Origin of the sequence: Streptomyces sp. A1277 (assembly GCF_004795015.1) — a bacterium.
Classification (GTDB): domain Bacteria; phylum Actinomycetota; class Actinomycetes; order Streptomycetales; family Streptomycetaceae; genus Streptomyces.
The window spans coordinates 106,799-129,241 of record NZ_SSBI01000010.1 but is presented as its reverse complement, the minus strand read 5'-3'; the positions used below and the strand labels follow the sequence as shown (position 1 = coordinate 129,241).

The following is a 22,443-nucleotide window of genomic DNA, read 5'->3' as shown; positions in this document are numbered from 1 at the left end:
AGCCCCGGCCCCATAACCAGCAGTGATGGGACAACTTTAGTGCGCAACGAACGCGGGGCCCATCCACTTGACGGTTCTGTCCCGTAGTCGGTGGTGACGCCGAGTAGCCGTCCTTGATCATGGCCGTTTGAAGGATGTCAATTCCCTTGTGGCGAGCGTTTTCTGGTCTGTCCGCGCTGGTCATCGACGATGTGACGGATGGCGGTGACATAGTGGTGGTCACGGCCCGCACCGGGGAGGATGCGGTGCCGTGTCCGGTATGCGAAACGCCGACGGCGAAGGTGCACGGGTATCACGGCCGGACCGTGACGAACGTGCCGGTCGACGCCCCTCAGGTCGTCGTGCGCCTGTGCGTACGACGGCTGGTCTGCCCTGTCCTGGAATGTGGGCGGCAGACTTTCCGCGAACAGATCCCCGGGCTGCTGGAGCGTCATCAGCGCCGCACCATACGGCTGGCGGGCCAGATGTCGCAGGTGGCACGGGAGCTGTGCGGCCGGGCTGACGCCCGCCTCACCGGCCTGCTGGCCGTGCCAGTCTCCTGCGGCACCGCACTGCGCCATCTACGCTGCCTGCCGTTGCCGAAGGCACCGGTCCCGCGGGTGACAGGCGTGGACGATTTCGCCCTGCGGCGTCGCCACTGCTACGCCACGATCATCACGGATGCCGAGACCGGCAGGCGCCTCGCGGTGTAGATCATAGCGGTGGTGCCGATCGGCAGAGTTGTTGTAATTCGCGGCTGTACTGCACACGATTTTGGAGGGGCCTTGTATTTTCCGCAGCTTGCATGCTCATAGCTGCGGAAGAGGGTAGCCAAGACTGCGTGTCCACAAATAAGCCGCCTGAGGAGGTCACCTCAGGGATTACCGGGAAATCAGGTCTGGAATATTTTACCGCCTCGGCTGGCGGAGCTGCGCCCCCCTTGCAGGATACTCGCTTACCGGGATGTCCTGGAATCGTCAATTTCGATGTGGCGCAGTGGTGGTCTCATTAATACAATGCGCAGCTTGGGGTCAATGCGGAGCGATTGCGTGCGAAGGTATTACTGCATTCGATGCTTAAGACTTGTTCGGGACGGTGTAGAATACGGGATGGCGCGTCGGTGCATCTCCGGGGTTGCCGCTAAAAGTGCGGAAAATGAAAAAGTGGGGAGTAGCTTCCAAACCATGGGTGCACCAAATTGCGTGTCGGTCTTCTCGGGCGGGATGGGGCTGGATCTCGGACTGGAGCAAGCCGGGTTCGATATCCGTTTTGCCGCGGATAGCATGTCCGCTGCCGTCGCCACGGCTCGGGCCAACCGTCCGCTCCTTCCCTACTATGACAGTGATATCAGGGCACTCTCGGCAGATCATATCTGGAAGTTGACTGGATTGCCCGAAGGGGGAGTAGACCTACTGGCCGGCGGCCCACCTTGTCAGAGTTTCAGCACTGCAGGCAAGCGGCTCGGTCTCGACGACTCAGAAAAAGGGCCACTCGTATTTGAATTCGTTCGCCTAGTGAAGGAATTGCAGCCCAAGGCGTTTCTTATGGAGAACGTCAAGGGTTTGCTGTCTGCTTCTGTTAGATGGCGACAGCTTCCATACAACAACAATGGTAAGATTATCGATGAGCTGCATGGGTCGCTCCTCCGTGAGCTCTGCTCTCAGCTAGAGAAGCTTGGTTACAGCATCAAGTATCGCGAATTTAATTCGGCTGATTATGGAGTACCTCAAGCTAGGCAGCGGGTGTTCTTGCTTGGATATAGGGATGGTGCGTCTGTGACCTTTCCTGAACCCACGCACGCGAAGGAACCAAGCCTTTTCTTGGAGCCTTGGCGCACCATCGGCGATGCCCTTGAGGGCCTGGTTGATGATGATTCGTACTGCGCAAAATTCAGTGAGCGTAAGTTGAAATATCTGCGAATGGTTCCTGAAGGCGGTAACTGGAGGCATCTCCCTGAGGAAATTCAGAAGGAGTCCATGGGGCGCGCCTTCTACGCCAAGGGGGGACGTTCGGGTTACTGGCGGCGTCTATCTTTCAAGTCTCCCTCTCCGACCATTCTCACCGAGCCGCAGAATGCGAGTACCGCCCTTTGCCACCCCGTAGAAGATAGGCCACTCACTGTTCGGGAGTGCGCCCGGATTCAGACCTTCCCTGACGATTGGAAATTTCACGGCTTGGGCCGGGAGCAATACAAGCTTGTAGGGAATGCGGTCCCTGTGCTACTTGCTCGGGCCATCGGTGAGCACGTGAAGTCGACGCTAGATGCGGGCGCAGCCGTAACTTCCGCTTAGACTGACGGCAGGAGCGCCATTCCAGCATGGATAGGAATAGGCGATACTCGCACTCAGTTGGTTACTTGTTCACTCTGCGAAAAAGTTTTGCATAGTCGATCTGGCCTTCCCGATCCCCAATCTCCGGTTGTGCCGCATGGGTAAGTCTCTCCAGCAGGTTAGGAACCAAGGTGTCGAGCACTTCGGACCGAAACTCTGAGCACAGCAGAGCGCAAACCTCTCCCACTCTCACATCGTAGTCGGGTTCCCCGTCTCCGACCTGACGCCAAAATTCTTTACTGGCAAGCGTAATGTATTCCTGGCCAGGTGGTTTTGTGGTTTTAGCCCTTCCGTAGCAGGGGGCGAAATATCCCACGAAGGATTTTCCTTGGCTTCGGTACTGCTCTTTCACTCTGACGATGGTGTTTGACAGGTTCTTTCGTGAGCTCATAGGCATGCAGTCCCAGCTCATCTTGACCTGGTATCCATGAATCACATCGCTTGATTCGATGCTTTCGAAGTCGAAATCGTCGGGAAGTGCAGGTTCCGTCGCCCCCGGAAAGCAAGTCTTAATAATAGATTCGAGGAGATGCCCGACGGCTTCCTCCTCCGAAGCATACAAGGCGCTCTGCACTTGAAGCGTTGCCCAGTCGAGGACTGTTTCTGCGCCACGAATTCGCAAAAGAAACGGATTGGTTCTCTTGAGGCGTTCGGAAACCTTGAGCTTAGAGAACCTTTCACGCATGCGATTCACATAGAGACGCTCAGATTCGGCAACTATGAATTCTGCTCGCTCTCGATCCACCCGGAGGATGGTTGAGACCTGCTCGGCCAGTTCCTCGTTCGACGTATGACGCTTACGTTCGTCGTCGAAAGTGAGGGGTTCCTGTGCTGCCGAGGCTAGCTCTTGGGTTGTGGTAGGCGCTGTGATGTCTGGGCACATGCGGCTCTTAATATCATGATACTGATCTGTGCGAGACCACGTTCCAGGATGGGCCATGGTGACCTGACGCCGCCTCGGGCCGACTGGGAGCGGAGGGGCTTTGGCCGGTGGCCTTCCCGGTCTCGGGCCGAGCATGACCAGGGGAGGGCCGTAAGTTGCCGAACAGATGCCAAACGTGGTTGGAGCGCCTCGGGCTTTCGCGAGGTGGGTTGTCCGATGCTTGATCAAATAAGCGGAGAGTGCTCCTGACCTGCAACGATGGGGCTTGTTTAGGGTCCAGTCAGCCGCAGGAAAGAAGCACTCTCCAGGTGAGTGAGCGTATCGGGTTGCACCCGCGTGTCCACGTGGAGGGCGAGGGCAGCGGGACGGTCTCGCAGGCCGGAGCGGTGCTGCTGGTCGAGACGGTCCGCAGGTGTGGTCTCGACACCGCGATGGTGGCGGCACTGGAGCCGTGGCGTAAGCCGCGTGCGGTGCATGATCCGGGCAAGGTTCTGCTGGATGTTGCACTCGCGGTGGCTCTGGGCGGGGACTCAGGGTCTTTGAGAAGTTATCTTGTGTCCGGGTTCGTCATGCCAGGCCGAGGGTGGTGAGGGGCCGCAGGTGGTCGCGGGCGGTTCGGCGGAGGGCGGCGGCGATGTTGGTGTGGCCGTCTTGGCGGTGGACGCCGATGGCGAGGTTGCGCGGGCCGGCCATGACGCGGGGTAGGTGGCGGGTGCGGATGTGTGAGGCGTCCGCGTGGAAGGTGCGGTCGCGGACGTGGTCGAGCTGGTTCTCGATGCGCCAGTGGCCGCGGATCCAGGCTGCGAGTTCGCTGCCGTCGGCCGCGCCGGGCGGCAGACTCGTGACCAGGTAGATCCGCTCGATCGTCAGCTTGCCCGTTCCCAGATCGCGTCTCCAGCGCACGACTTGGAGGGCCTGGCGGGCGTGCGGGTAGTCGATGTGGGCGGAGGCGGCGGTCTTCAGGCGGCGGATCTCGTTGCGGTGATGGGCCCGGGCGCGCTCGGCGTGGTCCAGGCGGATCTCGCGCCAGGGATGGCGGCGGATGCGCTCATGCAGTCCGGGATGGTTCCGCTTCACGACGGCCAGGCAGTGAGCCCCGCGTTCGTGCAGGTAGGCCGCGTGGTCGTGCTGGGTGTGCAGGGCATCCGCCGTGATGAGGGCATCGGTCAGGTCGATGCCGTTCAGGAGCGGGACGAAGGCCGGGATCTCGTTGCTTTTCCCGTCGATCTGTCGTTGGGCGAGGACCTCGCCGCTGTGGGTCATCGCGGCGATCAAAGCGGTGGCGGGCCGGTTGGCGGTCCGGGTGCCGCGGAGTGTCTTGCCGTCGACAGCGATGACCTTCCGTCCCGAGGATGGGGCCGGGGCCTTGCGTTCCTGGAGGAAGTCACCGATGGCGCGGTCGAGGGCGTCACCGTCCGCAGAGGCGAGGACGAGGCGGACGGTGGTGGCATGGGGCGGGTGAACCAGGCCGGTCAGCGGGTCGGGGCGGAACCCGAGCAGGGCAAGGATGCGCTGCGGAGCGTCGGCAACCCACTCGCCGATCGCCGTGACCGAGGCGGCGCCGGCCAGAACGGCGGCGGCCGCAGCGGTGAGCAGGGCCGCCCAGGGATAGCGGATGCCACGACGGGCCCGCGGATCAGGCACCGCGGCCAGATAACTCCGCAGGTCAGCGACTGTCTCCAACGGGGCTGGGACGGAGGCGTCCCCCAGTTGCCGGAGGCACGACGGCATGCGGGAAAATGGGTGCGCAGGCATGGACTCGCTCGGTGCTCATACGGACTCGACACCCACATGATCACCAGCGGCCATGCCTGTTCCGCGTCCAGGGTCGCCGCCGACAGAAGTCGACAAGCCGTCACACCCAGGGCTCAGCAGGCAAACTGCCCCACCTCTCCACTTCTCAAAGACCCTGACCACCGTCCACACCGAGATCAACGCATTGCCAAGCCCACCAGATGGCTAACCGAACGGCATTGCGACTAGCTCTGCAAGACCGTCGCATTCAGGATCAGCTGAATGTGGTAGCCCTCGGACTGCGGCTTCAGAGCCGCCCGCATGATCGATTCGAGTCGGCCGATCTGCTTATCTTACCGCCGCCGGGCCAGCTCATCCTTGACGGCATCCTGCTCAGCTCCCCACCATTCGTGCGCGCACGGCAGGTTGTGCCATATGTGTGCTGCGAGCGCGGGAGTCCTCCCGGCCGCTGGACGAAAGGGCTCCTGACCTGGTGTTTCTCTGTGCCCCCGGCAGGATTCGAACCTGCGACACCCGCTTTAGGAGAGCGGTGCTCTATCCCCTGAGCTACGAAGGCTGGGATCTGTCCAAAGTGTGTCGAGTGGGCCCCGTGCGCGGAGCCGGTTCTTGACGTGTCTGGGCAGGTTGGCGATCGACCTGCGAGGGTCTGCTCGCCGCCCGCCAGTGTAGCGGGTGGCGTTCTCGGCGCACGGGGGGTTCGGATGGCTGGGGATCTTGTCACGCCCGGGCCCGGCTCGAACCGTCCGACGACGACCCGTACCTCTATACGACTGTACGGTCACCGCAGTCGAGGCGCCCGTTCGGCAGCTGCCTCGGGCGACCGTGACAAGGGACCCGGAGGGTAGGCGCCGCCGGGGATTGTCGGGTGCCTCCGCGGGGCCCGCCACGGTCGGCTGGTGGTGGTATCGCCGGCCGGAGCCCATCCCTTGGGGCAGTGGCCCCGGCCCTCAAGGCCGCGTCACCTGCACCCGGTAGTCGCCCTTCGCGTCCTTCTCCAGCACCGAGATCCGTATCCCGTTGGCCCGGTCCGTGAAGGTCTGCCCCGGCTGGAACGCGGCGTCGGAGAGTTCGGCGTGGACGTTGGGGAGGCGGGTGCAGCCGGGGCTGTCCTTGGTGCTGTCGGCCACCGAGACCGGGCCCTGGCCCGTGTCCACGTTGGAGTTCACCTTGTAGATGAGGACGCCGGGGCGGCAGATCGCCTGGTCGTTGCCCGCCTGGGTGCGGACCTCCACGGCGTAGCCGGATTCGGCGGTCAGGGGGACGAAGGCCAGTTTCAGGCCGCCGCGGGTGGCCAGGGGTTCCAGGACGTGGTCCGTGGTGCCGGGGCGGGCGGCGCAGCTGACCTGGTCGTTGTCGAGCCAGCCGAGCTTCCACTTGTGCCAGCCCAGCAGGTCGTTGTTGGCGCCCCAGTCCTCGGACATGATGTCCCAGTGCCCGACGGAGCCGCCGCCCTCCATCGTGTAGAGGTCGGGCAGGCCGAAGACGTGGCCGTTCTCGTGGGGCAGCACGCGGTAGCCGGTCTGGGCGTACGAGCCGGAGCCGTCGTCCTGGCGGCTGTAGACGAAGGACGTGTTGGCGAGTGGCACCCCGTCCGCGAGCGGGGCGTCGTCGTTGCCGGAGAAGGTCACCGACAGCACGGTGTCCAGGGCCGAGGGGCCGGCATTCGGGGTGACCAGGATGTTGATCAGGTCGTACTCACCGAAGTCCACCTTCGGGTCGGCGGCGGCCACGATGTCCCTGACCAGGTGGCGGTAGCCCGGTTCGTACGGGGAGCCGCGCTCGATTCCGTACTCCGCGAAGGGGAGCGGCATCCGCAGCCACGAGGTGATCGGGGCCTCGGGTATGTAGGTGAGCCGGCCGTAGGAGCTCGTGCGGAACCAGTCCGTGGTCTGCGGGAAGAACTCGGCGAGGCGGTCCATCGCCGGCTCCGGCCCCGGCGCGTCCGGGAAGTCGATCATCAGGTTCAACGCGTGGATCCGGCCGGTGGAGCGTGAGTAGCCGGGCTGGGTCGGCATGCCCTCCGACATCTGCACGCCCATGGCCGACGCGATCCGGCAGGGGCCGAGTCCGGTCGCCAGGGGGGCCGTCGCGGCGGGGCCGGCCGACGCGGGGCTCTGCAGGGGCAGCGTGCTGCTCGCCGTCGCCAGGGCCGCGATGACCAGGGCAGTTGCAGCGCCGAGAGCGACCGGGCGGCGGTGCTTGCGTATCCGGTGGCGGGGCTGCTGCATAGAGGCGCCTTCCGGTCCGCGGCAGTCGGCCGACCCTGACTGCGCTCTGCCGTCAGCCTCTGCCGGGTGATCGCCGGGCGCGCGTTGGGTGCGCCGATCGGTTGGTTTTTGTCATCCCTGGTGTGAGGTGACGCAGGTCACGAAGCGGGGAGGAAATAAGTGGGGACGCCCTCCCCGTTTGTACTCGTGTCCCCGCGAAACGGGGAGGCGGTCCCCGGTTCTCTTCCGGTCGCGGCTGCCCCGGAAGAGAAGGAGCGCCGCTGTGGTCACCGCCGCCCGTAACGCCACCGCATCCGCGCAGCCGCGTACGCCCAAGCCGAGGGCCGACGCGCTGCGCAACCGGGAGCGGATCGTGACGGCCGCGCGCGAGATCTTCGTCGAGTTCGGGCCGGACGCGCCGCTCGACGAGGTCGCCCGCCGCGCGGGCGTCGGCAACGCCACCCTCTACCGGAACTTCCCCGACCGGGACGCACTGATCCACGAAGTCGTGCTCTCGGTCACCTCACGCACCACCGATCGCGCCGAGGAGGCCGCCGCCGAGGAGGCGGACCCGTTCGCCGCCCTCAGTCGCTTCGTCCACGCGGCGGCCGACGAACGCATCGGGGCCCTGTGCCCCATGCTGTCCGGCGGCTTCGACAAGGACCACCCCGAACTGCTCGCCGAGCGCCGGCGCCTCGAAGAGGCCGTCGAGGGGCTCGTCGCGCGCGCCATGTCCGCGGGGCGCCTGCGTACCGACATCGCCGTCGGAGACGTACTGGTCGCCCTCTCTCAGCTCACCCGGCCGCTGCCGGGCATCGCCTGCCCGAACATCGACCGGTTCACCCACCGCCACATCCAGCTGTTCCTGGACGGACTGGAGGCCCCGGCCCGGTCCGTACTCCCCGGAACAGCGGCGACCTTGGAGGACCTGCGGCGCCGGATGTGACGTGATCCGCGCCTGCCTTTCTCCCTTTTCCCTCACCTGAAGCCCGACGACACTCCGCCTGACCTTCCCGCCTGACCTTCCCGCCAGACCTGCCCTCAGCCGTGCCCGTGACCGGCGGCACGCACGGTTCGCGATCTCTTGCGCCCTCGCGCGCCCCTAGGTGGCTACTCCCATGTCAAAAACAGCTGATCTCCGACTCCCCGACCCCAGCCGCTGGAAAGCGCTGGCGTTCATCGCGCTCGCGCAGTTGATGGTCGTGCTCGACGCCACGATCGTGAACATCGCCCTGCCGCACGCGCAGACCGACCTCGGCATCACCGACGCCGACAAGCAGTGGGTCATCACCGCCTACGCCCTCGCCTTCGGCGGGCTGCTGCTCTTCGGCGGGCGCATCGCCGACCTCTGGGGCCGCAAGCGCACCTTCGTCGTCGGACTCGTCGGCTTCGCGCTGGCCTCCGCGCTCGGCGGCGCGGCGCAGAACCAGGGCATGCTGTTCGGCTCCCGCGCGCTCCAGGGCGTGTTCGGCGCGCTGCTCGCGCCGGCCGCGCTCTCGCTGCTCGCGGTGATGTTCACCGACGCCAAGGAGCGCGCCAAGGCGTTCGGCATCTACGGGGCGATCGCCGGTGGCGGTGGCGCCGTGGGCCTGATCCTCGGCGGTCTGCTCACCCAGACCCTGAACTGGCGTTGGACGTTCTTCGTCAACATCCCGTTCGCGGTCGTCGCCGCCGCCGGTGCGTACTTCGTCATCCGCGAGCCCTCCGGCAGCCGCAACCGCTCCTCGCTCGACATCCCGGGCGTCGTACTGTCCGCGCTGGGCCTGGTCTCGCTGGTCTACGGGTTCACCCGTGCCGAGTCCGCGGGCTGGTCGGACGGGCTGACCATCGGCACGTTCGTCGCCTCCGGCGTCCTGCTGCTGGCCTTCGTCCTGATTGAGTCCAAGGTCAAGTCCCCGCTGCTCCCGCTCCGCGTCGTGATGGACCGCAACCGCGGCGGCGTCTACCTCTCGCTGGGCCTGGCCGTCATCGCGATGTTCGGCCTGTTCCTCTTCCTCACGTACTACCTCCAGGTCGTCAAGGGCTACTCGCCGATCAAGACCGGCTTCGCCTTCATGCCCATGATCGCGGGCATGATCACCGGGTCCACGCAGATCGGCGCCCGGCTGATGACACGGGTCCCGGCCCGCAAGCTGATGGGCCCCGGCTTCCTGACCGCCGCCGTCGGCATGCTGCTGCTCACGCGTCTGGGCATCGACTCCTCGTACGCTGCGGTCATCCTGCCGGGTCAGCTCCTGCTGGGTCTGGGCATGGGTACGGCGTTCATGCCGGCCATGTCGCTGGCCACGCACGGCATCGAGCCGCGTGACGCGGGTGTCGCCTCCGCGATGGTCAACACCTCGCAGCAGGTCGGCGGTGCGATCGGTACGGCCCTGCTGAACACGATCGCCGCCTCGGCCGCCACGGCGTACGCCACCTCGCACGCCGCGCTCGGCGCCAGCGACCCGGAGCTGCTGAAGCTCCAGTCGATGGTGCACGGCTTCACCGGTGCCATCTGGTGGGCCGTCGGCATCCTGGTGGTGGCCGCCGGGATCGCGCTGACCTTCATCAACGCCGGCCGTCCGGCCGCGACCGGTACGTCTGCGGGCTCCGGTTCCGCTTCCGGTTCCGGTGACGCGGACGGTGTCGAGGACGAGGTCAGGATTCCGGTCGTCGCCCACTGACCCACTCGTCGCCCACTGATCCACCACTGATCCACGCCTGCGCGGATATGTTTCTGCCCCGGTTCCGTCCTGCGACACGACGGAACCGGGGCAGAAGTGCGCCGGGGCGGGCCGGGGTCAGCGCAGCCAGGGCAGATCGGCGTCCGCGCCCTCCGGCTGCAGGCCGGCGGCCAGGACCTGCATGATCTCGCCCAGCGAGCGCACCTGCTCCGGGGTCAGGCGGTCGAACATCGCCTGGCGGACGGCCTTCACATGGCCGGGCGCGGAGCGGCGGAGCATCTCGTGGCCCTCGTCGGTGAGGACCGCGTTCTGGCCGCGCTTGTCGGAGGGGCAGTCCTCGCGGCGCACCCAGCCGTTCTTCTCCAGCCGGGCGACGGCGTGCGAGAGCCGGGAGCGGGTGATCTTGGCGTCCTTGGCCAGCTCGGTCATCCGCTTCCGGCGGCGGGGCGCCTGGGAGAGCTGGACGAGCAGGCCGTAGTAGATGTGCGGCATGCCGGCATCGCCCTGCAACTGGCGGTCGAGGTGATCCTCCAGAAGCGTGGTGGCGTGCAGGTACGCCCGCCAGACGCATTGTTCTTCGTCGGTGAGCCAGTGCGGCGCACCGGTTGATGCCGTGGTCATGTACTCCACTGTACGACCTTTTCTTGAAAGTTGAACAAGATAGAGCTAAGGTCTCTGAAGGTAGGAGCTTGAAAATTAAAGCATCCTTCTTTCTGAAGCCTTCAGTAGAAGACTTACCTTGAGTAGCAGCGGATGGGGAGTGCCATGACTGTCACCGCGGAGCGCATGCCCGCCCTCTATCTCTCCCACGGCGCCCCGCCCCTGGCCGACGACCCCGTCTGGCCCGGCGAGCTGGCCGCCTGGTCGGCGGAGCTGCCGCGCCCCACCGCCGTCCTCATGGTCTCCGCGCACTGGGAGGAGGTCCCGCTCGCCCTCGGTGCGACCGAGACGCTTCCGCTGGTGTACGACTTCTGGGGGTTCCCCGAGCACTACTACCAGGTGCGTTACGCGGCCCCGGGCGCCCCGCGCCTGGCCGAGAGCGTGCGCAAACTGCTGCGCGGCGCCGGTACGCCGGTCCAGGACATCCCGGACCGCGGCCTCGACCACGGGGCGTACGTGCCGCTGGTCGAGATGTTCCCGGAGGCCGACGTTCCGGTGCTCCAGATCTCCCTGCCGACGCTCGACCCGCAGAAGCTGATGGACATCGGGCGCAAGCTCGCGCCGCTGCGCGACGAGGGCGTCCTGATCATCGGCAGCGGCTTCTTCACCCACAACCTGGCCGCCCTGCGGCACACGGGCGGCGGCACCCCCGGCTGGTCGGCGGAGTTCGACGACTGGGGGCACCGCGCGCTCCAGGAGCAGGACATCGACGCGCTCCTGGACTTCGAGCACAAGTCCCCGGCGGGCCGGCTCGCCCACCCGCGCACCGAGCACTTCGCCCCGCTCTTCGTCACCCTCGGCGCCGCCGAGCAGGAGCTGGACCGGGGGCGCAGCGTGATCGACGGCTTCTGGATGGGGTTGGCGAAGCGCTCGCTGCAGTACGGGTGAGCGGCGCCTCCGGGGCGCGGGGCCGGTTCAGGGCACCGGCCGGTTCAGGGCACCGACCGGTTCAGAACGCCAGCCGGTTCAGAACACCGGCCGGCTCGGCTCCGCCGAGCGCAGCGCGGTCGTCAGCGCCGTCGCGTCGCCCACGTCCAGCGCGGTGTCCGTGAACTTGACGGTGTGGTCGTCCCCGTGCGCCGACGCGGGGCAGAGCAACCGGGGGCCGATACCGGGCGTCTTGCTGGGTACTAGCGCAGCACCAGCGCAGTACTAGCGCAACGGAGCAACCACAGAGCACCGCCAAGAGCGCAGCCGAGGCCCGGGAGCGCCCCGGATATCCGCTCTGACCTGCACGTTCGTGCCCAGTCGCACCAGGTGGCCGCCTCGGTGGTGGGACAGGGTACTGCATGATCGCGAAATTGAATGCCGGTCATGGGAATTCTGTCCCGATTCCAGTCGTTGTTTCCAACGGATGCAGGGCACCCGAGAGGGTGTCGCGACCTACTCAGCAAGGGAGCACGCATGGCAACCCGTGCCGTCGCCCGCCGTTCGTCCGCCACCGGCGGGACCAACCGGGCGAGCAGTGTTCGCGCCGTGGGCGGAGAGATCGCCGATCGCGACCTGGTCGGCATGTACCTGGACGAGATAGCGCGTACGCCGCTGCTCGACGCCGCCAAGGAGGTCGAGCTCTCGCAGTCCGTGGAGGCCGGCGTGTACGCGCGCCAGATCCTCGACGGCGAGGTGGAGAGCGAAGCCGGCGGCGCCTCGCGCGAGGAGCTGGAGGCGCTGGTCGCCGAGGGCGAGCGCGCCAAGGACGTATTCATCCGTTCCAACCTCCGGCTCGTCGTCGCAGTCGCCCGCCGCTACCCGCGGGCCGGGCTCCCCCTGCTCGACCTGATCCAGGAGGGCAACGCGGGCCTGGTCCGCGCGGTCGAGAAGTTCGACTACGCCAAGGGCTTCAAGTTCTCCACGTACGCCACGTGGTGGATCCGCCAGGCCATCACCCGCTCGATAGCCGACCAGTCGCGCACGATCCGGCTGCCCGTCCACCTGGTGGAGGAGCTGGGCCGTATCCGCCGCGTGCAGCGCGAGTTCAACCGCGAGCACGGGCGCGACCCGGAGCACGCGGAGATCGCCGCCGAGCTGGACTCCACGCCGGGGCGCGTCGGCGACGTCCTGGACTGGGCCCGTGACCCGGTCAGCCTCAACATGTCCGTGGACGACCAGGGCGACACGCAGTTCGGCGACCTCCTGGAGGACACCTCCGCCGTCTCGCCCGAGCAGTCGGTGCTCACGCTGCTGCGCAGCGAGGAGCTGGAGGAGCTGATCGGCAAGCTCGACAACCGGACCGCGTCGATCATCCGCATGCGGTACGGCATCGAGGACGGTCGCGAGCGGACCCTGACCGAAGTGGGCAAGCAGCACGGCCTCACCCGGGAGCGCATCCGCCAGATCGAGAAGCACGCGCTGCTCGAATTGAAGCGAATGGCTCACGACACGGGCTTTGACGCTGCGGCGTGAGCCTGAGTCCAGTAACCTCCGAATTGGGCCGCTTCACCCGGCCCCCCTGAGCTGAGTCCCGGCGCCCACCCCCCCTGGCGCCGGGGCTCATCCTTTTGCGCCCCGCCGGGCCCGGAGACGTCAGGAGTCCGCAGCGCGGATGAGCCGGGCGCCCAGGTCCTGCAAGTACGCCACCAGCTGCGGCGGCTCGTGCACGGTGAACTCGCAGTCCACCAGCGCCAGGCGCAGCGCCACCCACTCCACCGAATCCCGCAGCACACCCCGCAGCCGGCAGCCGTCCTCACCCTCCGGCTCCAGCGGACCGATCCTGCCGGGCAGTCGCGGGGAGACGAACTCCGCCGGAGCCGCGAAACTCACATCCACCGCCAGCTCCGGCTGCCGGCGCGCCATCGAAGCGCTCAGGAACTCCGCCGCGTCACCCGCCGGCAGTTCCCTCGGCGTGAACCGCGCCCCCGTCGCGAACGGCTCGCTCACCCGGTCCACCCGGAACGTCCGCCACGCCTCCCGCTCCAGGTCGTACGCCACCAGATACCAGCGCCACCCGGTGCTCACCAGCCGGTACGGCTCGACCTGCCGCCTCGTCTCGGCGCCGTCCCCCGCCCGGTACGCGAACCGCAGCCGCTCCCGGCCGGTGACCGCGGACGCCATCACCGTCAGCGTCTGCGGATCGATCGTCGAGCCGTCGCCCCTGGCCAGCGGCACCGTCGCGTTCTGGAGGGTGGAGACGCGGTGGCGCAGCCGGGAGGGCAGCACCTGCTCCAGCTTGGCCAGCGCGCGTACGGAAGCTTCGTCCACGCCCTCGATGGCGTGCCCGGCGCCGGCCCGCAGCCCCACCGCGATGGCCACCGCCTCCTCGTCGTCCAGCAGCAGCGGGGGCATGGCGGTGCCCGCCACGAGCCGGTATCCGCCGACCGAGCCGCGCGAAGCCTCGACCGGATAGCCCAGGTCACGCAGGCGGTCGATGTCGCGGCGGATGGTGCGCGGGCTGACGGCGAGCCGGTCGGCCAGCTCGCTGCCCGGCCACTCGCGCGGTGTCTGGAGCAGTGACAGGAGGTTCAGCAGTCGTGCCGGGGTATCGGTCATGTCACTCAGGATGCGCGCCCATTGGGTCATGAACTGACCTAGTGGCCGTTTAAGTTCTTTCCATGACTTCCTCCGCACCTCTGCCGTCGCCGGCGGCCGCCGCCGGGGCTGCCCCGGCCCCGTCGGACCGCCGCCGGTGGTTCGCCCTGGCCATCGTGATGACCGCGGCCTTCATGGACCTCGTCGACGTCACGATCGTCAACATCGCCATCCCCAGCATCGAGCGGGACACCGGCGCCTCGTTCAGCTCGATCCAGTGGATCGTCGCCGGTTACGCCCTCGCCTTCGCCGCCGGGCTGATCACCGGCGGCCGGCTCGGCGACATCTACGGCCGAAAGCGGCTCTTCCTCATCGGGATAGGCGGCTTCACCCTCGCCTCCGCGCTCTGCGGATTCGCCGCCAACCCGGAGATGCTGGTCGCCTCCCGCTTCCTCCAGGGAGCGACGGCGGCGCTGATGGTGCCCCAGGTGCTGTCGATCGTGCACGCCACCTTCCCCGCCCACGAGCGCGGCAAGGTCTTCGGCCTCTTCGGCGCGATCGTCGGCCTCGGCGCGGTCTCCGGACCGCTGCTGGGCGCCCTGCTGACCGAGTGGAACATCGCCGGCCTGGAATGGCGCCCGATCTTCCTGATCAACCTGCCCGTCGGCATCCTCGGCCTGGTCCTGGGCAGCAAATTCATCACCGAGTCCAAGTCGCCCAAGGCGCTGCGCCTCGACCTGCCCGGCGTGGTGCTGGTGACGCTCGGCATGCTGATGCTGATCTACCCGCTGACCCGGGGCCGCGAGCTGGGCTGGCCGCTGTGGGGCTACCTGTCGATGGCCGGAAGCGTCCTCGTCTTCCTCGTCCTCGTGCTGTTCGAACGCGCCAAGGGCAGCCGGGACGGCTCGCCGCTGGTCGAGCTCTCGCTCTTCCGGGTCCGCAGCTTCGCCGCGGGCATCGCCGTCCAGCTGACCTTCGGCGTCGGGCTCGGGATCTTCTTCCTGGTCTGGACGCTGTACATGCAGCAGGGCCTCGGCTGGAGCGCGCTGAAGGCCGGTACGACCGGCATCCCGTTCTCCGTGTCGGTCTCCGTCGCCGCTGGCCTGTCCGTGCAGAAGCTGGTGCCCCGCTTCGGCCGAAAGGTCCTCCAGGCGGGGGCGCTGCTCATGGCCGCCGGCCTGCTGCTCTACATCTGGGAGTCCGGCCACTACGGCATGGGGATCACGCCCTGGCAGATGGCGCTGCCGCTCGTGGTCATGGGCGTCGGCATGGGGCTGATCGTGGCCCCGCTGGCCGACGCGGTGCTCTCCGAGGTGCCCAAGGAGCACTCCGGTTCCGCTTCCGGTCTCTTCAACACCGTCCAGCAGATGGGCAACGCGCTCGGGCTCGGGCTGGTCTCCGTCGTCTTCTTCGGAGCGATCAGTGACCGGCTGACCCCGGCGCAGGTGGGCCCGGCGTTCGCCGACGCCTTCGAGCAGTCGCTGTGGTGGGTGGCCGGGGTGCTGCTCCTGATCTTCCTGGTGATGTTCGCGCTGCCGGCCAAGCCGAAGCAGCACGTGGAGGGCGCCGACGAGGAGGCTGCCGAGGGCCCGGCCGGTGAGCCCGTGGGCGGCCCCGTGGAGAACGACGCCGCCGGGGAGCCCGCGCTGACGCACTGAACCACCGCGTTACGAGGCAGAGGCGCCGGTGCCCGCATCCCCTCGGGGGACGCGGGCACCGGCACGCGCGGCCCGGGGCGGGGGCGGTCCGGGCGGTGAGCGGGTGCGCGGGCGGCGGTCGGCCGATCCTGCGGGCGCCGGTCAGCAGATGCGCGTACGGCTCTCCATCGCGCCGCGCGCCGACGCCTCGTCGCCGTACACCTCGCACATGTGGCGGCCGTCCGGTGTCGCCGTGTGCTCGACCTCCCACAGGCTCGTCTCGCTCCCGTCGAGCAGCAGGAACGCGTGCTCGTAGAGCGTGAAGCCCGCGTTCCGGCCGTCGACCTGGTACTGGCGGCCGAAGATCTGCGTGATGTGGTGGGCGAAGGCGGACCGGAGCAGACGGGCGGTCTTCTCGCCCGGCACGTCGCCGTTCTCCGCGCGGCGCAGGACCCGGCGGGCGTGGTCCGCGGAGTTGTCCGGGGCGTACATGCGGGGGATCGGGGCCGGGGGCGCGGCCATCAGGGCGGACAGGATCTCCAGATCGGCCTGCGCGCCGGCGTCCCCGAAGCCGGTGGCCTCCCAGAGCCCGCCGGACAGCCGGGCGGCGGCGATGTGCGCGTCGGCCTCGTCGTCGTACAGCTCGTGCTGCCGGGTGTCGGGATGCCCGGCCCCGCGCGGACCGCCCCGCACCAGCTCCCACAACGTGAGCGCCGAGCCGTCGCTCAGCAGATACGTGTGCCGGTAGGTCTCGCGGTGCAGAGTGGCACTGTGGTGCGAGGAGTGCAGGGAACTGCTGTGGGCCAGCGCGGTGCCCAGCCGTTCCACCGTGCTGTCGGGCAGGTCGAACGAGTTGAGAGCCCGTCGCAGGATTCGCTCGAGGTGCTGCTCGGTTGTCTCGTACGGATCGCTCAAGGTGCTGTCTCCAGGCCGTCGCCGCGTGTGACTTGATGCGTGCATAACGTAGCCCCTGGGACTGACATCGGGACCGGGGTTCAGAAAAACGTACGGCGCACACCGAAGGTTCCGCGTGTCCACCCGAACTTCCTTACGCGGACGGCGACTCGGTTCCCCCGCCGCAGCCGCCCGCCGCGTGCTCCGTGCGCGGGCGTGCCCCGTAGAGGTCGCTGTACGCCGGGTAGGCGCCCCCGCCGTCCCCGCCATCGGTGCCCGTGGCCGCCCGGACCGCCTTCACGATGGCCCGTGCCACGGCCTCCGCACCCGCCGCGAGCAGCGGATTGAGCGCGACCGGGCTCTCCGCGTCCAGCGCCTGCCGGCCGGTGGCCAGCGCGAAAACGGTGTCCCCGTCGGTCAGCAGGTGCACGGGCCGGATGGCGCGCGCCAGCCCGTCGTGGGCCGTGCCCGCGAGCTTCTGGGCCTGCGCACGGCTGAGATCGGCGTCGGTGGCGACGACGGCGAGCGTGGTGTTGAGCGGGGGGCGCGTGTCCGCGTCGCGCGCCTGCGGCAGGCGCCGTTGCGCCGCCTCGTGGACCTCGGCCGGCGGGGCGACGGCCGGCTCGGCGGCGCCGTACTCCCCGTACAGCACCCCGGTACGGGGATCGAGCACCGAACCCGCCGCGTTCACCACGACCAGCGCGCCCACGGTGCGCCCGGACGGCAGCAGCACGCTCGCCGTGCCCACCCCGCCCTTCAACTGCCCCGCGACCGCCCTCCCGGCGACCCGCAGACCTCCGGCTCCCGGACCCCCGGCCCGCGCTACTCCGGGTACCACCCACGGCAGCGCGCGGGCCGAGCTCAACCGGCCCGTCCACGAGCGATACCCGCAGATCCGGCCCACCAGCGGTTACGGAGACCCCCGCGTCCGCCACACCGGGCCCGGGCCCGGAGCAGGCACGGACCAGGAACCGGAGCGGTCCGCCAAGCTCACGGCCCGGCTCGTCCTGGCCATGAGCGTCGTCATCGGGCAGCTGCGGGGTCTGACGGTGATCACCGACGAGTGGATGGAGGGCCACTCCGGCACCGCGTGGTGGGGTGCCGGTTTCCTCTGCCTCTCGTTCCTCGTCGTCCCGGGGCTCTGGCTGCTCGACCCCGAGGACCGCTGACCGTCCGCTGGGCCCGGGGCGCGGTCGCACCCCGGCCGGCAGTCGTACCCTGGATATATGAGTACCGCCCCCGCCCCCGGCCCGCGCGATGCGGAGCCGACCGCGCCGGACCGGCCCCGGCCCAAGCCGGCGCTGATCTTCGACGATCCGCTGGACCAGCAGTCCGCGGACGACACGGACCAGGGGTGGGGCGAGCGGGCTCCCTCGGGCGGCAGCGCCGCCGACCTCGCGCGCTTCCTGGACGAGAAGCCGCCGCACCACATCTGAGCCCCCGCACCCCGGGGCGGCAGCGGCAGCCGGACCGGCCGGCCGTCAGCGCGCCTCATGCCTGGTGGCTGCCGCCGCGCTGGGCAACCAGGGTGTCGCGGATCTCCTTCAGCACCTCCAGCTCGCTCACCTCGATCGTCTCCTGCACGCCTTCCTTCGCCGCCTGCGCCGCAGCCCGCCTGGCGAGGTACTTCGCCATCGGCAGGACCATCAGGAAGTAGACGACGGCAGCGGTGATCAGGAAGCTGAGCGTCGCGCTGAGGACCGAACCCCACAGGATCCGGATGCCCTCCGTCGCCTCGCCCGTCGCAGGGTCCACCCTGCACGGGGCCTTCAGGCAGGAGCTGTAGTTCTCCAGGTCCTTGGTGCCGAACGCACCGACGAGCGGGTTGATGATCCCCTTGACGATCGCGTTCACGATGTTCGTGAACGCCGCGCCGATGACGACGGCAACCGCCAGATCGATCACGTTGCCACGCATCAGGAACGCCTTGAAGCCGTCCAGCAGGCTGACCTTCTTCGTCTCGCTCACGGGTGCGCCGTCCTCCGTATGTGCCGCAAGGGGAGTGAACTGCCTTGCAACCTACGGCAGTACATGGGGTGAACGCCCCATCCAGGCTTGTCGTCAGGTGACGTGATGGGCCGTCAGTACGAATCAACACAGGATCACCGCGAATCCACCCGAGATTCCGGCCCCCGCCAGATCGGCCGCCGTCGCCCTCGGCACGGCCAGCACGATCAGCGCCCCCTCGCGCGACGCCCCCTCGGCGGACACCGACGGCACCTCCTCCACTCGCGCCCCCTTGGCCAGCACCCGGGCCCGCGCCCCGGCGCCCTCGGACGCCACCACGTCCACCCGGTCGCCCGGCCGCAGCAGCCGGACCGTCGCCGCGTCCGCGATCCGCACCGGCGCCGACACCAGCCGCACCGGCGGCGACGCCCGCCCCGGGGCCGGCCCGTGCGCCGCGCCACCGCTCTCCGGGCCCCCGCCTCCGCCGAACCCGGAAACGGCCAGCGCGGCCGCCGTCAGCGCCAGCCCCGCCGCCATGGCCCGACGCTGCCGCCACACCGCCCGGCGCAGCCGGTGGCCGGAGCCCCCGCGCACCCGCAGCGGCAAAAACGCCGGCACCCCGCACGGCGGCGGAGCTGGCAGCGGCCCCGGGCCCGCTGAGGGGGCGGCGGAACCGGGCAGGGGAGAGAAGGGGGAACCGGGCGTGAGCATCGCTAACACCGCCTGCGTCAGGGAGTCGGTCGGGTGGGTGGATCTCCTGGGTCATGCCGTGCCGCGGCCGGAATGCCGACATCCCGGCCGCCGCACAGACCTCACGATCCACCAACCGGCTCGTCCCCGCCGGGCCCTGTGGACCGTCCACCCGATGTGGAAAACTCCTTCACCCGCAGGACGACAGAACAACCCCCTGGGCGGATCACCCCCCGGGCGGAACAACCCCCAGGGCAACAACCCCCAGAGCGGAACAACCCCCAGGACAGAACAACCCCCGGGACAGAACAACCCCCAGAGCGGAACAACCCCCTGGGCAGAACAACCCCCCTACGGCAGCGCGATCCCCAGAGCGGAACAACCCCCTACGGCAGCGCGATCCCCGTGTCGATCCCGTCCAGCGCGTGCCCGCACGGGCAGTCCCGGCCCGCCTGGGCCGGCAACGCGGCCACCGCGTCGAAGAGGACCGTGCGCAGCCGGTCCACATTGGCGGCGAACACCTTCAGCACCTCCTCGTGGGAGACGCCCTCGCCGGCCTCCGCCCCCGCGTCCAGGTCCGTCACCAGGGTCATCGTCGTGTAGCAGAGGCCCAGTTCGCGGGCGAGCACCGCTTCGGGGTGGCCCGTCATGCCGACCACCGACCAGCCCATCGCGGCGTGCCAGCGCGACTCGGCGCGGGTCGAGAAGCGCGGCCCCTCGACGACCACCAGCGTGCCGCCGTCCACCGCCTCCCAGCCGCGCCCCCGCGCCGCGGCCAGCGCGGTCTTGCGGCCCTCGGGGCAGTACGGGTCGGCGAAGCCCAGGTGCACCACGTTCGGCACCGCCCCGTCCACCCGGGTCTCACCGTCGTAATAGGTCTGGACGCGGGTCTTCGTACGGTCCACCAGCTGGTCCGGCACGAGCAGCGTCCCCGGCCCGTACTCCGGGCGCAGCCCGCCCACCGCGCACGGGCCGAGCACCTGGCGTACGCCGACCGAGCGCAGCGCCCACAGGTTGGCGCGGTAGTTGATGCGGTGCGGGGGCACGTGGTGGCCGCGGCCGTGCCGGGGGAGGAAGGCGACCCGGCGGCCGCCGATCTCGCCGAGGAAGACGGAGTCGCTGGGCGCTCCGTAAGGGGTCTCCACGCGGACCTCGGTGACGTCCTCCAGGAAGGAGTAGAGCCCCGAGCCGCCGATCACGCCGATCTCTGCGTTTGCCATGCGGTCACAGTAGGCGTTGGTCCTCGGCCCCCGGCAGAGCGGTCGGGGAGCACCGGCCATCCCCCGGCGAAGCGGTCGGCGAGCACCGATCGACCCCCGGCGAAGCGGTCGGCGAGCACCGATCGACCCCCGGCGAAGCGGTCGGGGAACGCCGACGACCCCGCCGAGCGGATCGGCGGGGTCGTGGAAAAAGCCTGGTGGGCGGCCGGTCAGGCGGCCGAGGAACCGCTCGTCGAAGAGGACGAGGCGGTGGACGACGAGGACGTCGAAGCCGTCGAGGACTTCGTGTCCGACGACGTCGGGGACGAGGAGCCGGCGGAGGACGACGATCCCGAACCGGAGGTCTTCGCGGCGGCGGGCGCCGGCGTGCTGCTCGACGAGGAGCCGCGGCTGTCGTTCCGGTAGAAACCGGAACCCTTGAAGACGATGCCGACCGCCGAGAACACCTTCTTCAGGCGTCCGTCGCAGTTCGGGCACACCGTGAGGGCGTCATCGGTGAACTTCTGCACCGCTTCGAGGCCCTCGCCACACTCGGTGCACTGGTACTGGTAGGTCGGCACTTTGTTCCTCCTGGCACTCTGACTCGATGAGTGCTAACGACGCTCCATAGTGACGTATTCCGCTGGATCAGTCCACCGTGACCGGCCCGCGGTGACCGATACCACGCGCCACGGTGCGGCCCACGCCGGCCGGCAGGAGCCGCGAACGCAGCGCCACCAGGGTGATCAGCGCCAGCACCGTACCCACCAGCGGCACCAGGAATCCCGCGCTCGCCCCGTGTGCGTCCGCGAGCCGGCCGGCGACCGTCACCGCGCCCGCCTGGCCGAGCGCGACCGCGCCCGTCAGCCAGGTGAACGCCTCGGTCCGCGCGGACGGAGGCACCAGCGCCTCGACCAGCGTGTAGCCGCTGATCAGGGCGGGGGCGATGCACAGGCCCACCAATAGACCGAGCCCGGCGAGCAGCGGCACCGAGTGCACCGCCCACAGGCCCGAGGCGGTCAGCGCGAGGGCCGTGTACCCGGCGATCAGGCGGCGGCGGGGGCCGGACTTCCAGGCGATGGCCCCGCAGGCGATCCCGGCCAGCATGTTGCCGGCCGCGAACACCCCGTACAGCACACCGTTCGCGCCCGGGTTGCCGATCTCCTCGGCGAACGCGGTGATCGAGACCTGCATGCCGCCGAAGACCGCGCCGATCCCGAGGAAGGCGACCGCGAGAACGCGTACTCCGGGTATGGAGAGGGCGGAGGCGTGGCGCGGGGCGCCGGGGAGGGCCGTGGCGCGTACGGGCGGCTGGGTGGCGCGCTGCGCGGCGAAGAGCAGGCCGCCCACCAGGGTGAGCGCGGCCTCGGCGATCAGGCCCGCGGCCGGGTGCACGCCCGTGCACAGCGCGGTGGCGAGTACGGGGCCGATGACGAAGGTGAACTCGTCGGTCACCGACTCGAACGCGGTGGCCGTCGCCATCAGCGGCGAGGCATCGCGTCCCGGGGCCGCGCCCAGCACGGCGGCCCAGCGGGCCCGCACCATGGGGCCGACCTGCGGGACGGAGGCGCCCGTGGGGACGGCCGCCGCGAACAGCGCCCACAGGGGGGCGTCCGCGAGGGCGAGCGTCACCAGGAGCGAGCCGGCGGCGGCGTGCACCAGGACGCCGGGCAGCAGCACGGAGCGCTGGCCGAACCGGTCGGCGAGTTTGCCGGTCTGCGGGGCGAACAGGGCCATGGAGACCCCGGTGACGGCGGCGACGGCGCCCGCGCTGCCGTACGAGCCGGTGGTGTGCTGGACGAGCAGGACGATGCCGATGGTCAGCATCGCGAAGGGCTGCCGTGCGGCGAAGCCCGGGAGGAGGAAGGTCCACGCACCGGGGGTGCGCAGCAACTGCCCGTATCCGGGGCGGTCGGAGACCGTGGACGCCACGGTCCTTGCCTTTCTGCCGCCTGGTGGCCGTGCTCCCGGGGGCGGCCCCGCAGGTGTGTGCGGGGCCGGGCCGGAGCTGCCGAGAGCTGTCCTCTTCGCGCGGGACTGCGGTAGATGCCGGGCGCTCGCCACCGGCGCGCTGCCGGTCCGCGGGACGCCACGACCGCCATACGGTCGCGCCAGCTCTGCGTCAGGCAGAGTT

20 protein-coding genes, 1 tRNA gene and 3 pseudogenes are annotated in these 22,443 nt (G+C 69.1%); 10 read left to right on the top strand and 14 right to left on the bottom strand.

Annotation, left to right across the window (positions count from 1 at the left end):
• Positions 1-134: 134 nt before the first annotated feature.
• Positions 135-680: pseudogene (locus tag E6R18_RS09515) on the top strand (ISL3 family transposase); the annotation flags it as partial.
• Between the two features lie 408 nt (positions 681-1,088).
• The gene (locus E6R18_RS09510) at positions 1,089-2,270 is read left to right on the top strand and encodes a DNA cytosine methyltransferase (RefSeq protein WP_206308248.1); all 1,182 of its coding nucleotides are present in this window, start codon (positions 1,089-1,091) and stop codon (positions 2,268-2,270) included.
• A 61-nt stretch (positions 2,271-2,331) separates the two neighbouring features.
• Here the strand turns inward: E6R18_RS09510 and E6R18_RS09505 are convergent, their stop codons facing one another.
• The gene (locus E6R18_RS09505) at positions 2,332-3,192 is read right to left on the bottom strand and encodes a PmeII family type II restriction endonuclease (protein WP_168712311.1); all 861 of its coding nucleotides are present in this window, start codon (positions 3,190-3,192) and stop codon (positions 2,332-2,334) included.
• 308 nt (positions 3,193-3,500) lie between these two features.
• Here E6R18_RS09505 and E6R18_RS09500 point away from each other — a divergent pair.
• Positions 3,501-3,722 (top strand): annotated as a pseudogene (locus E6R18_RS09500) (transposase); the annotation flags it as partial.
• Between the two features lie 37 nt (positions 3,723-3,759).
• Here E6R18_RS09500 and E6R18_RS09495 read toward each other — a convergent pair.
• From E6R18_RS09495 to E6R18_RS09485, 3 genes are all read right to left on the bottom strand, one after another.
• Entirely contained in the window at positions 3,760-4,836 is a 1,077-nt protein-coding gene (locus E6R18_RS09495; protein ID WP_136316413.1) for an ISAs1 family transposase, read from the bottom strand.
• 594 nt (positions 4,837-5,430) lie between these two features.
• Positions 5,431-5,503: transfer RNA gene (locus tag E6R18_RS09490), tRNA-Arg, on the bottom strand.
• A gap of 391 nt (positions 5,504-5,894) precedes the next feature.
• The gene (locus E6R18_RS09485; protein ID WP_136316412.1) at positions 5,895-7,175 is read right to left on the bottom strand and encodes a M6 family metalloprotease domain-containing protein; all 1,281 of its coding nucleotides are present in this window, start codon (positions 7,173-7,175) and stop codon (positions 5,895-5,897) included.
• Between the two features lie 262 nt (positions 7,176-7,437).
• Here E6R18_RS09485 and E6R18_RS09480 point away from each other — a divergent pair, with 262 nt between their 5' ends.
• The gene (locus E6R18_RS09480) at positions 7,438-8,100 is read left to right on the top strand and encodes a TetR/AcrR family transcriptional regulator (RefSeq protein WP_136316411.1); all 663 of its coding nucleotides are present in this window, start codon (positions 7,438-7,440) and stop codon (positions 8,098-8,100) included.
• A gap of 172 nt (positions 8,101-8,272) precedes the next feature.
• Positions 8,273-9,817, top strand: a complete 1,545-nt coding sequence (locus E6R18_RS09475; RefSeq protein WP_136316410.1) for an MFS transporter — start codon at positions 8,273-8,275, stop codon at positions 9,815-9,817.
• A gap of 117 nt (positions 9,818-9,934) precedes the next feature.
• Here E6R18_RS09475 and E6R18_RS09470 read toward each other — a convergent pair whose 3' ends face one another.
• Positions 9,935-10,447 (bottom strand): MarR family transcriptional regulator, encoded by a 513-nt coding sequence (locus E6R18_RS09470; RefSeq protein ID WP_136316409.1) that lies wholly within the window; start codon positions 10,445-10,447, stop codon positions 9,935-9,937.
• A 135-nt stretch (positions 10,448-10,582) separates the two neighbouring features.
• On the opposite strand from E6R18_RS09470, the gene E6R18_RS09465 reads away from it, so the two are divergent.
• Positions 10,583-11,365 (top strand): class III extradiol ring-cleavage dioxygenase, encoded by a 783-nt coding sequence (locus E6R18_RS09465; RefSeq protein WP_136316408.1) that lies wholly within the window; start codon positions 10,583-10,585, stop codon positions 11,363-11,365.
• Between the two features lie 78 nt (positions 11,366-11,443).
• Here the strand turns inward: E6R18_RS09465 and E6R18_RS35230 are convergent, their stop codons facing one another.
• The gene (locus E6R18_RS35230; protein ID WP_276607258.1) at positions 11,444-11,575 is read right to left on the bottom strand and encodes a hypothetical protein; all 132 of its coding nucleotides are present in this window, start codon (positions 11,573-11,575) and stop codon (positions 11,444-11,446) included.
• 306 nt (positions 11,576-11,881) lie between these two features.
• On the opposite strand from E6R18_RS35230, the gene E6R18_RS09460 reads away from it, so the two are divergent.
• Positions 11,882-12,880 carry a sigma-70 family RNA polymerase sigma factor gene (locus E6R18_RS09460; protein ID WP_136316407.1) on the top strand — a complete coding sequence of 333 codons (999 nt, stop codon included), beginning with the start codon at positions 11,882-11,884 and terminating at the stop codon, positions 12,878-12,880.
• Positions 12,881-13,000: 120 nt separating this feature from the next.
• Here the strand turns inward: E6R18_RS09460 and E6R18_RS09455 are convergent, their stop codons facing one another.
• The gene (locus tag E6R18_RS09455; RefSeq protein ID WP_136316406.1) at positions 13,001-13,963 is read right to left on the bottom strand and encodes a YafY family protein; all 963 of its coding nucleotides are present in this window, start codon (positions 13,961-13,963) and stop codon (positions 13,001-13,003) included.
• A gap of 62 nt (positions 13,964-14,025) precedes the next feature.
• Between E6R18_RS09455 and E6R18_RS09450 the strand changes: the two genes are divergently transcribed.
• Positions 14,026-15,600: an MFS transporter gene (locus E6R18_RS09450; protein ID WP_136316405.1), complete on the top strand. Its 1,575-nt coding sequence runs from the start codon at positions 14,026-14,028 to the stop codon at positions 15,598-15,600.
• A 141-nt stretch (positions 15,601-15,741) separates the two neighbouring features.
• Here the strand turns inward: E6R18_RS09450 and E6R18_RS09445 are convergent, their stop codons facing one another.
• Entirely contained in the window at positions 15,742-16,494 is a 753-nt protein-coding gene (locus E6R18_RS09445; RefSeq protein ID WP_136316404.1) for a DUF6227 family protein, read from the bottom strand.
• 133 nt (positions 16,495-16,627) lie between these two features.
• Positions 16,628-17,248, bottom strand: a pseudogene (locus E6R18_RS09440) (P1 family peptidase); the annotation flags it as partial.
• Here E6R18_RS09440 and E6R18_RS09435 point away from each other — a divergent pair.
• Positions 17,214-17,642: a hypothetical protein gene (locus E6R18_RS09435; protein WP_346764981.1), complete on the top strand. Its 429-nt coding sequence runs from the start codon at positions 17,214-17,216 to the stop codon at positions 17,640-17,642. The pseudogene E6R18_RS09440 and the gene E6R18_RS09435 overlap by 35 nt on opposite strands.
• Before the next feature lie 57 nt (positions 17,643-17,699).
• A complete protein-coding gene (locus E6R18_RS09430; RefSeq protein ID WP_136202995.1) occupies positions 17,700-17,909 on the top strand; it encodes a hypothetical protein in 210 nt (69 codons plus the stop codon).
• Between the two features lie 55 nt (positions 17,910-17,964).
• On the opposite strand, the gene mscL is transcribed toward E6R18_RS09430, so the two are convergent.
• From mscL to E6R18_RS09405, 5 genes are all read right to left on the bottom strand, one after another.
• The gene (gene mscL, locus E6R18_RS09425; protein ID WP_136316403.1) at positions 17,965-18,441 is read right to left on the bottom strand and encodes a large conductance mechanosensitive channel protein MscL; all 477 of its coding nucleotides are present in this window, start codon (positions 18,439-18,441) and stop codon (positions 17,965-17,967) included.
• A gap of 123 nt (positions 18,442-18,564) precedes the next feature.
• The gene (locus tag E6R18_RS09420) at positions 18,565-18,957 is read right to left on the bottom strand and encodes a hypothetical protein (RefSeq protein WP_346764980.1); all 393 of its coding nucleotides are present in this window, start codon (positions 18,955-18,957) and stop codon (positions 18,565-18,567) included.
• Positions 18,958-19,496: 539 nt separating this feature from the next.
• Positions 19,497-20,330, bottom strand: a complete 834-nt coding sequence (locus tag E6R18_RS09415; RefSeq protein WP_136316402.1) for an S-methyl-5'-thioadenosine phosphorylase — start codon at positions 20,328-20,330, stop codon at positions 19,497-19,499.
• A 209-nt stretch (positions 20,331-20,539) separates the two neighbouring features.
• Positions 20,540-20,890, bottom strand: a complete 351-nt coding sequence (locus E6R18_RS09410; RefSeq protein WP_136316401.1) for an FmdB family zinc ribbon protein — start codon at positions 20,888-20,890, stop codon at positions 20,540-20,542.
• A gap of 67 nt (positions 20,891-20,957) precedes the next feature.
• Positions 20,958-22,241 carry an MFS transporter gene (locus tag E6R18_RS09405; RefSeq protein ID WP_136316400.1) on the bottom strand — a complete coding sequence of 428 codons (1,284 nt, stop codon included), beginning with the start codon at positions 22,239-22,241 and terminating at the stop codon, positions 20,958-20,960.
• Positions 22,242-22,443: the final 202 nt, after the last annotated feature.

Coding starts and splice junctions, on each gene's coding strand:
- E6R18_RS09460 (WP_136316407.1), top strand. CDS start 11,882: ATGGCAACCCGTGCCGTCGCCCGCCGTTCGTCCGCCACCGGCGGGACC.
- E6R18_RS09450 (WP_136316405.1), top strand. CDS start 14,026: ATGACTTCCTCCGCACCTCTGCCGTCGCCGGCGGCCGCCGCCGGGGCT.
- E6R18_RS09475 (WP_136316410.1), top strand. CDS start 8,273: ATGTCAAAAACAGCTGATCTCCGACTCCCCGACCCCAGCCGCTGGAAA.
- E6R18_RS09420 (WP_346764980.1), bottom strand. CDS start 18,957: ATGGCGGCGGGGCTGGCGCTGACGGCGGCCGCGCTGGCCGTTTCCGGG.
- E6R18_RS09415 (WP_136316402.1), bottom strand. CDS start 20,330: ATGGCAAACGCAGAGATCGGCGTGATCGGCGGCTCGGGGCTCTACTCC.
- E6R18_RS09485 (WP_136316412.1), bottom strand. CDS start 7,175: ATGCAGCAGCCCCGCCACCGGATACGCAAGCACCGCCGCCCGGTCGCT.
- E6R18_RS09465 (WP_136316408.1), top strand. CDS start 10,583: ATGACTGTCACCGCGGAGCGCATGCCCGCCCTCTATCTCTCCCACGGC.
- E6R18_RS09505 (WP_168712311.1), bottom strand. CDS start 3,192: ATGTGCCCAGACATCACAGCGCCTACCACAACCCAAGAGCTAGCCTCG.
- E6R18_RS09510 (WP_206308248.1), top strand. CDS start 1,089: ATGGCGCGTCGGTGCATCTCCGGGGTTGCCGCTAAAAGTGCGGAAAAT.
- E6R18_RS09455 (WP_136316406.1), bottom strand. CDS start 13,963: ATGACCGATACCCCGGCACGACTGCTGAACCTCCTGTCACTGCTCCAG.
- E6R18_RS09430 (WP_136202995.1), top strand. CDS start 17,700: ATGAGTACCGCCCCCGCCCCCGGCCCGCGCGATGCGGAGCCGACCGCG.